This window comes from Ensifer adhaerens (assembly GCF_001270265.1).
Classification (GTDB): Bacteria; Pseudomonadota; Alphaproteobacteria; order Rhizobiales; family Rhizobiaceae; genus Ensifer; species Ensifer adhaerens_B.
In genome coordinates, this window is the sequence record NZ_LGAP01000011.1 from 178,619 (window position 1) to 184,648 (window position 6,030).

Here is a 6,030-nt window from a genome sequence, read left to right on the forward strand (position 1 = left end):
ATGAACCGTCGGATCCTCTCCCTTGTGATGAGCAGACTGCTCATCGCCCTAATTACGCTGGTGATCGTCTCGTTTGCGGTGTTCTTCGCCACGATGATGCTCCCCGGCGACACGGCAACTATCCTGCTTGGCCAGGCCGCAACGCCCGAGGCCGTCGCGGGCCTTCGCACGGCCATGCATCTGGACGAGCCGGCGATTATCCGGTTCTTGAGGTGGTTCGGAGGGCTCGTCACAGGCGATCTCGGTACGTCCTACGCCAACGACATGCCGATCGCCGATCTGATCGCCGGACGCTTCATCAACACGCTGAAGCTAGCCGGTGTGACCGCCCTGTTCTCGGTTCCGATCGCTCTTACGCTCGGCATAACCGCTGCCATGATGCGCGGCTCGCTTTACGACCGGGTCGTCACCATACTGACGATCGGTGTTATATCGGTTCCTGAATTCATGGTCGCGACTTCGGCCGTCCTCCTGTTTGCCGTCTATCTCAAATGGCTGCCGGCCCTGTCCCTTGCCAACGAGGTTCACTCGATCACTGATCTGTTGCGCGTCTATGCGATGCCGGTCATCACGCTCACTTTCGTCGTTTCCGCTCAGATGATCCGCATGACCCGTGCTGCGGTGGTGGAAACGCTCAACACGCCCTATGTCGAGATGGCCCTGCTGAAGGGCGCATCGCGTCAGCGGATCGTGCTGAAGCATGCCCTTCCGAACGCACTGGGGCCCATCGTCAATGCCGTGGCCCTGTCGCTCTCTTATCTTTTGGGCGGTGTGATCATTGTCGAGACGATCTTCAACTATCCCGGCATAGCAAAACTGATGGTCGATGCCGTTGCCACACGCGACCTGCCTCTGATCCAGAGCTGCGCCATGATCTTTTGCGTTGGCTATCTGATCCTGATCACGCTTGCCGACATTCTTGCCATCCTTTCGAATCCGAGGCTGCGATGACAACAGATTCAGCAAAAACGCCCGCGGCAGGCCGCATGGGTTACCGCTTCAATCTTGTCGGGATGCTGGCCCTTGCCGTCATTCTTCTCTGGGGACTTGTCGCCATCTTCGCGCATCTTCTCATCCCCTATCCGGTCGGAGAGATCGTCGATTTCGACTATTTCGGCCCGATGTCGGCGCAGTTCTGGCTGGGATCGGACTATCTTGGCCGTGACATGTTCTCGCGCATCGTGATGGGCGCGCGCTATACTGTTGGAATCTCGGTGGCTGCCGTCGCGATCGCCTGTACGACAGGCGTCGTACTCGGCATGATCGCAGCCGTCAGCGGTGGCTGGACCGACACTTTGCTCAGCCGGTTTCTTGACGCCATGAGCTCAATCCCAAGCAAGCTGTTCGGCCTGGTTGTCGTCGCTGCGGTCGGATCATCGATTCCGGTTCTGATCTTCACGCTGTCCGTTATCTACATTCCGGGCGCCTATCGCTTCGCCCGTGCTCTGGCCGTGAACATCAATGCCATGGATTTCATCACCGTGGCACGCACGCGTGGTGAGAGCGTTTTTTACATCATTCGTTCCGAAATCCTGCCGAACATCCTCGGTCCAGTGCTGGCTGACCTCGGCCTTCGTTTCGTCTTTATCGTGCTTTTGCTTTCCGGGCTCTCCTTCCTCGGTCTCGGCGTCCAGCCGCCCTATGCCGATTGGGGCGCGCTCGTACGCGAGAATATCGGCGGCCTGCCCTTTGGCGCTCCGGCGGTCATGTTCCCGTCAATTGCGATCGCGAGCCTTACCATCAGTGTCAACCTGCTGATCGACAACCTGCCCTACAAGATCCGCGACCGGAGTTCACAATGACCAATCTCGTTGAAATCCGCGATCTAAAGGTCGAGGCCAAGACAGACTCCGGCCGCATTGTCGAGATCATCAAAGGGGTGAGCTTCGATGTGGCGGAAGGCGAGATCGTTGCGCTTATCGGCGAAAGCGGATCGGGAAAGACCACGGTCGCGCTGACTTTGATGGGCCATGCTCGTCCGGGCTGCCGCATTTCCGGCGGTAGCGTTAAGCTTGCGGGCAAGGACATGGCCCGACTTTCGGAAAAGGCGCGGGCCCGCGTCCGCGGCACCGAAGTCTCCTATGTGCCACAGAGCGCGGCAGCAGCTTTCAATCCTGCCGCAACGATCATGGAGCAGGTTATTGAGATTACCCGCATTCATGACCTCATGCCCCCCGCCGAGGCAAAGTCTCGCGCGGTCGAACTTTTCCGGGCGCTGTCCTTGCCTGAGCCCGACACGATCGGTGACCGTTATCCGCATCAGGTCTCGGGGGGCCAATTGCAACGTCTTTCCGCAGCCATGGCGCTGATCGGCGATCCTAAGATCGTGATCTTCGACGAGCCGACGACGGCGCTCGACGTCACGACCCAGATCGAGGTGCTGCGCGCCTTCAAGGCCGTGATGCGCAAGGGTGGTATCGCCGGGGTCTACGTCTCCCATGATCTTGCGGTCGTCGCGCAGATTGCAGACCGAATCATTGTGCTGAAAGGCGGCGAGGTTCAGGAGGCTGGCACCACCGGGCAGATCCTCTCGAATGCGAAGCACCCCTATACGCGCGAACTGCTCGCTGCTTTCGAGCCCAAGGCACGAGGCGCCGCCCCGCTCGTTTCGGAAGCACGTCCCATTCTCGAGATTGAGAATATCGTCGCTGGCTACGGCGCCGTCCAGAGCAACGGGCTACCGCTCGTCTGCGCTGTGCGGTCCGTGAGTCTGACGGTGGAAAAAGGTCGCAATCTTGGCATTATCGGTGAATCTGGCTGCGGAAAGTCGACGCTTGCTCGGACAATCGCCGGCATTCTGCCCACCACCGCCGGCCGGGTCATTTTCGACGGCCAGGAACTTGCACCAAGTGCTTCCAAGCGCACCCATGAGCAATTGCGCGAGATGCAGATCGTCTTCCAGTATGCCGACACGGCCCTCAACCCCGCCAAGTCGATAGAGGACATACTGGCACGCCCCCTCACCTTCTATCACGGCATGGATGGCGCGACGCGCAACAAGCGAATCGCTGCACTTCTGGACATGGTCCAGTTGCCCAGTTCGGTCCGCAATCGGCGGCCCGCGGAACTGTCCGGCGGGCAGAAGCAGCGGGTGAATTTCGCCCGCGCGCTTGCAGCTGATCCGAAGCTAATCCTGTGCGACGAGATTACCTCGGCGCTTGACACCGTGGTAGCCGCGGCCGTCATCGAGCTATTGAAGGAACTGCAGAGGGAACTGGGTCTCTCGTACATTTTCATCAGCCATGACATTTCGGTGGTGGAGGCGATCTGTGACGAAATCGTCGTCATGTATGCGGGGGAAAAGGTGGAGCAACTGATGCCGTCGACCACAGGCAAGCGCCCTCAACATCCTTATTCGCAGTTGCTGTTTTCTTCGGTTCCCAAACTCGATCCGCATTGGCTCGATGGCCTGGAACGGGATCCGGAACAGGTTCGCGCCTATTGCCAGCGCTGACAGTTCGGCGATCAGAGCCGGAATAAGCTGGTCAGCGGCATATGCGCCTTAACGATTGGCGATTTCAGCACCACGAAGCTGAAATATTTGTCGATGCCGATGTCCAAGTCTGTCAGCCGTTCCATGATGGTCTGGTACTCGCCGATCCCGGCGGTGACGAACTTCACAAGATAATCGTAACCGCCGGAAACCAGATGGCACTCGATAACCTGCTCGACTTTCTCAACTGCAGCGAGGAAGCGGGAGAAATCGATCTGCCGGTGGTTCTTCAACGTGATCTCGGTAAAGACCGTCAGGGTCTGGCCGAGCTTGGCGACGTTCACCTGCGCCGAATAGCCGACGATATAGCCTTCTGCCTGCAGCTTCTTCACCCGCATCAGGCAGGGACTCGGCGACAGATTGACGAGTTCGGCCAGCTCGACATTGGTGATGCGGCCGTTCTTTTGCAACTCGTAGAGAATCTTGATGTCGATCCGGTCCAGCTTCATGCAACGCGCCCCTTGGCATTCACTTCCATATGCACAGCAGAAAATGCTGCATGTCCTGTCGCGAATATAAACACATATACGTTGCCTGTCATTGTCCATGCGGTCTCCGCGGCCGGCATAAACTATGGCCGGCTTACGAATGAACGATATAAAATGCTATCCATCGCCAAACTCCAGCTACGTCTTCTCGGGCCGAAGAGTAAATTGATGACGAGAACTGGAGATCTTTCATGCCCGCCCCGCTTCAGAAGATAGAAACAAACCAGGCTCTGCCTGACAGCACCGACGCGGTCGTGATTGGAGGCGGTATCGTCGGCGCCTTTGCCGCCTACTACCTTGCGCGCCGGGGCCTCAAAGTTGCACTGCTGGAGAAAGGCCGGGTTGGCGCCGAGCAGTCGAGCCGCAATTGGGGCTGGTGCCGGCAGCAGAACCGGGACGCGCGCGAACTTCCGATCGCCACGAAGAGTCTCGATTTATGGGAGCAGTTCGCGACAGAGACCGGCGAAGACACCGGTTTCCGCCGCTGTGGTCTGCTCTATCTCAGCAACGATGAAGCGGAACTCGAAGCCTGGGCCCGTTGGGGAACCTTTGCACGCTCGGCAGGCGTGACAACGCATATGCTCGATAGCACGCAGGCGAGCGAGCGCGGCAGAGCCAGCGGTCGCGCCTGGAAAGGCGGCGTCTTCTCGCCATCTGACGGCACCGCTGACCCATCGCGCGCCGCCCCCGCCATCGCCCGGGCGATCATAGCCCTCGGCGGAAGTGTCCATCAGCACTGTGCCGCCCGCGGCATAGAGACGACGGCTGGGCGCCTGAGCGCCGTCGTGACAGAGAAAGGGACAATTCGAACGCCCGTGGCAGTCATGGCCGGCGGTGCCTGGGCATCGTCTTTCTGCCGGCAGTTCGACGTCCGCTTCCCACAGGCTTCTATCCGGTCGTCCATTCTGTCGGTTTCGGGCGGAGAGGATCTCCCTGACGCTTTACACACAGCTCATGTCTCCATCACACGGCGTGGGGATGGTGGCTACACCCTCGCGATCAGCGGTCGTGGGCGGGTGGACCCGACACCGCAGCAGATGCGCTTTGCGCCGCAATTCCTGCCGATGTTCCTTCGGCGCTGGCGCAGCCTTGCGCCCGGAAGCGCCGAAGGTTGGCGTTCCGGCCATGAAACACTGGCGCGCTGGCGTCTCGACGCGCCGACCCCGATGGAGAGAATGCGGGTTCTCGATCCGGCACCAGATCAGAGCACTATCGCATTGACCTATCGCCGCGCCTGCGAACTTCTGCCATCGCTGGCCAAATCTCACATTACCGCAGCCTGGGCGGGCTATATCGACAGCACCCCGGACGGCGTGCCCGGCATTGGTGAGATCGAATCTGTCCCGGGGTTCATACTGGCTGCGGGGTTCAGCGGTCACGGGTTCGGTATCGCCCCAGGTGCCGGCCATATGGTTGCCTCTCTTGTCACAGGCGCAGAGCATCTGGTCGACCCAAGTCCTTACCATCCGAACCGCTTCAAGGCTGCGGCTTGGGGAAAGGTTTCGGATTTCTAAGCAATTACGAGACCCGTACCCGAAGCGCAGGCCGCGCGCGAATGAAGAACCTATTGAACACGTGGCAGCGGCCGAACCTTCCTCAATATACGGCTATTGAACGGATCCTCGGCATGGAGATTCACGATGCGCTATCGGGCGCGAAGGCACCGCGAGATGCCCTCGAGGCCGGTGCGCGCCAAATCGAGCATGCGTTGCGGTCCTGGCAGAGTTCATCCCATACAACCAAAAGGCCCGATCAATTCATATGAGGAGAGAAGTCCGCTGCGCGTTCATTGCATGTGGATCGCTACGGTCGGCGTGTCGCCTGCTCCGTTAACCGGACGTGAGCGAGGCCTACTGATATCGGCCAGCGAAGCGCATGGCTTTGTCGATCCGGTTCGTCTTCTCTACTGCCACTAGGAGCCCGTCCAGATAGGTCGTTGCGACGGACATTTGTTGCAGGATAGGCGGCTCAGGCGGGCTTTGCGAGGGTGAACAGCTTGAGGAGGTTGTGGGCGGTGCAGATCATGGCCCACTCGGCACGCACTTTTTC

Annotated in this window: 5 protein-coding genes; 4 read left to right on the forward strand and 1 reads right to left on the reverse strand. The window is 59.6% G+C overall.

The window, feature by feature from the left end:
• The 3 genes from AC244_RS18045 to AC244_RS18055 are packed head-to-tail and all read left to right on the forward strand — an operon-like array spanning position 1 to position 3,454.
• A complete protein-coding gene (locus AC244_RS18045; protein WP_053250195.1) occupies positions 1-951 on the forward strand; it encodes an ABC transporter permease in 951 nt (316 codons plus the stop codon).
• A complete protein-coding gene (locus AC244_RS18050; protein WP_053250196.1) occupies positions 948-1,802 on the forward strand; it encodes an ABC transporter permease in 855 nt (284 codons plus the stop codon). Before AC244_RS18045 ends, AC244_RS18050 begins: the two co-directional genes overlap by 4 nt.
• Entirely contained in the window at positions 1,799-3,454 is a 1,656-nt protein-coding gene (locus tag AC244_RS18055) for an ABC transporter ATP-binding protein (RefSeq protein WP_053250197.1), read from the forward strand. Before AC244_RS18050 ends, AC244_RS18055 begins: the two co-directional genes overlap by 4 nt.
• 11 nt (positions 3,455-3,465) lie before the next feature.
• On the opposite strand, the gene AC244_RS18060 is transcribed toward AC244_RS18055, so the two are convergent.
• Positions 3,466-3,942, reverse strand: coding sequence for an Lrp/AsnC family transcriptional regulator (locus AC244_RS18060; protein ID WP_053250198.1), 477 nt, complete (start codon positions 3,940-3,942; stop codon positions 3,466-3,468).
• A gap of 230 nt (positions 3,943-4,172) precedes the next feature.
• Here AC244_RS18060 and AC244_RS18065 point away from each other — a divergent pair, with 230 nt between their 5' ends.
• Positions 4,173-5,495 (forward strand): NAD(P)/FAD-dependent oxidoreductase, encoded by a 1,323-nt coding sequence (locus AC244_RS18065; protein ID WP_053250199.1) that lies wholly within the window; start codon positions 4,173-4,175, stop codon positions 5,493-5,495.
• Positions 5,496-6,030 lie beyond the last annotated feature (535 nt).

Bases quoted from the DNA above. Each gene is read 5' to 3' on its own strand.
- AC244_RS18045 (WP_053250195.1), top strand. From the start codon at position 1: ATGAACCGTCGGATCCTCTCCCTTGTGATGAGCAGACTGCTCATCGCC.
- AC244_RS18050 (WP_053250196.1), top strand. From the start codon at position 948: ATGACAACAGATTCAGCAAAAACGCCCGCGGCAGGCCGCATGGGTTAC.
- AC244_RS18055 (WP_053250197.1), top strand. From the start codon at position 1,799: ATGACCAATCTCGTTGAAATCCGCGATCTAAAGGTCGAGGCCAAGACA.
- AC244_RS18060 (WP_053250198.1), bottom strand. From the start codon at position 3,942: ATGAAGCTGGACCGGATCGACATCAAGATTCTCTACGAGTTGCAAAAG.
- AC244_RS18065 (WP_053250199.1), top strand. From the start codon at position 4,173: ATGCCCGCCCCGCTTCAGAAGATAGAAACAAACCAGGCTCTGCCTGAC.